3 protein-coding genes are annotated in these 2,319 nt (G+C 68.4%); 1 reads left to right on the forward strand and 2 read right to left on the reverse strand.

Going from position 1 to position 2,319, the window contains the following annotated elements; genetic code table 11:
• Both AC1DVT_RS19645 and AC1DVT_RS19650 read right to left on the reverse strand, forming a co-directional pair.
• The coding region (locus tag AC1DVT_RS19645; RefSeq protein WP_477391011.1) for a Gfo/Idh/MocA family protein at positions 1–387 on the reverse strand (387 nt) is incomplete at its 3' end.
• A 33-nt stretch (positions 388–420) separates the two neighbouring features.
• Complete coding sequence (locus tag AC1DVT_RS19650; protein WP_477391013.1) at positions 421–972, reverse strand: hypothetical protein; 552 nt, start codon at positions 970–972, stop codon at positions 421–423.
• A 171-nt stretch (positions 973–1,143) separates the two neighbouring features.
• Here AC1DVT_RS19650 and AC1DVT_RS19655 point away from each other — a divergent pair, with 171 nt between their 5' ends.
• Positions 1,144–2,163: a LacI family DNA-binding transcriptional regulator gene (locus tag AC1DVT_RS19655; protein ID WP_457101110.1), complete on the forward strand. Its 1,020-nt coding sequence runs from the start codon at positions 1,144–1,146 to the stop codon at positions 2,161–2,163.
• The last annotated feature ends 156 nt before the right edge of the window (positions 2,164–2,319 follow it).

A 2,319-nucleotide genomic window follows, 5' to 3' on the forward strand; every position in this document is an offset into this window, starting at 1 on the left:
GTGCGGAAGGTATCGGGTCCACATGGCCTCCATCGCGAGCAGGCCGTTGGCGGCGGCGACATCGCGCACCCGCGCCGCTTCGGCGGCGTTGAGGGTGAAGGGCTTCTCGACGAGGACGTGCTTGCCATGTTCGAGCGCGAGGATGGCGTTGTCGGCGTGCGCCGGGTGCGGCGTGGCGACGTAGACGATGTCGACGTCGGGGTCGTCTACGAGGGCTTCGTAGGAGTCGTGGGCGCGCGGGATCTCGAATTCGTCGGCGAAGGCGCGGGCCGCGTCAGCGCGCCGCGATCCCACAGCGGCGATGTCGAGGCCCGCGGTGCGCAGGTCCTTGGTGAACATATGGGCGATTCCGCCCGTGGCGAGGATTCCCCAGCGCAGTCCGGTCATGCTTCGAGCGTACCGATCGCCAGCCTCGGCGAGTCATCGCGGCGAGCTGACCTGCTGCGGGGGAGTGTCCGACGCCCCGAGCACGAAGGCGGCGATCGCGAGGGCGGTTCCGGCGAGCACCGGGCCATGTCCGAACTCCCAATCGGCGTCGGTGGCGCGGATCGTGTGCCCGGAGAGCACCGCACGACGGTCGAACGGCCCCGAGGTCGCCCCCCACAGCACGATGGCGCCGCAGACCTGCGGGTCGATCGCCGGAGAGGCCCCGAGCGAGGACGCGAGCCGGAAGAGCGCGCGCGCGGTGTGCACGAGGGGACGGATGCCGCGCTTCCGTCCGTTCCGGACCGCCGCGGCGGCCTCGGTCAGGCGCGGGAGCGGGTCGCGATCGGCGGGGGCTTCCCTGGCGAGGCGCGCGTCGTCGAGGAAGGCGGTGACGAGGGCAGCCTGCTGGGACGCTGGAACGTTCCCGACGAGCCGCGACGCCTCGATCAGAAGCTCGACGATGGGGCTGCGGCGATCCGAGGTGACGCCGGTCTCGTCGCCGCGCGGCTGATTGCTCAGCGGAAGATGCTTGGACAGATCCGACACCCGGCCAGTGTAGGCGTGTGACGGCATGCACCGCGTCACACGACACAGCGGGCGAGATGTGACAGTCACATGGGCACCTGGGTGTAATCGAGGTCCCGGGTGCATAATGTCCAAGAGGGGTATGTGACCGTGCACATGGAATTTCCCTAGCCGCGAAGAGGAGGCATCCGGATGAGCGAAGAAGCCAGCGCCCGGCGACCCAGCATCCGCGACGTCGCACGCCTCGCCGGCGTCTCGCATCAGACCGTCTCCCGCGTGCTCAACAACCACCCGAGCATCCGTCCCGAAACCAAAGAGCGTGTGCTCGAGGTCATGGCACGGCTGCAGTACCGACCGAATCGCGCAGCGCGGGCCCTCGTGACCAGCCGTTCGCAGACGATCGGCATCCTCGCGGCCCGGAGCACCCAGTACGGGCCGGCTTCGAGCATCGCGGCCATCGAGGCGGCAGCCCAGGAGCGCGGCTACTGGGTGAGCACGGCGAACATCGACGCGTCGGATCCGCAGTCGATCCCGGCCGGGCTGACGCATCTGATGACCCAGGCGGTGGAGGGCATCGTCGTCATCGCCCCGCAGGTGCGCGTCTTGCGCGCACTGTCGGCGGAAGCCATAGACATCCCGTACGTCACGCTGCAGTCCACTGACCTCGATCCTGCGCACGCGATGTCGGTGGATCAGGTCGCCGGCGCCAGGCTGGCGACAAAACACCTGATCAACCAGGGTCATCGTGGGATCTATCACCTCGCGGGCCCCCAGGACTGGATCGAGGCGGAGGCGCGCATGCGTGGCTTCCTCGAGGAGATGTCGGCCAGCGACATCCCGACCACGGCGCCGATCCTCGGCGACTGGACCGCGGATTTCGGCTACTACGCGGGGCGTGAGCTGCTGCGGGTGCGGGACTTCACCGCGATCTTCTCGTCGAACGACCAGATGGCGCTCGGGCTGATCCACGCCATCCGGGACGAAGGGCTCGAGGTGCCGCGGGACATCAGCATCGTCGGCTTCGACGACATCCCCGAGGCCGCGCACTTCTGGCCGCCGTTGACCACGGTGCGACAGGATTTCGTCGAACTCGGCCGCCGGTGCGTCGACATCCTGCTCGGCCCGGTCGATCCGAACCATGAGTCGGCGCCCGCCACGATCATGCCCGAGCTGATCGTGCGGTCCTCGACCGGGCCGGTGCGGTGGGGCTGAAGAGGCCGTTACCAACCCGAGACCGTTTGAGTTGACACTCCGGCCGCGCCCGTGGCTATAGTGAACCGATGTGAACGGTCACATGACGTCACATCGGGAACGCTCATCGGAGCGCGAGACCAAGGAGACGCACTGTGGTGCAGGGCAAAGACGCTG

This window comes from Microbacterium sp. P2_F9, from assembly GCF_056403635.1.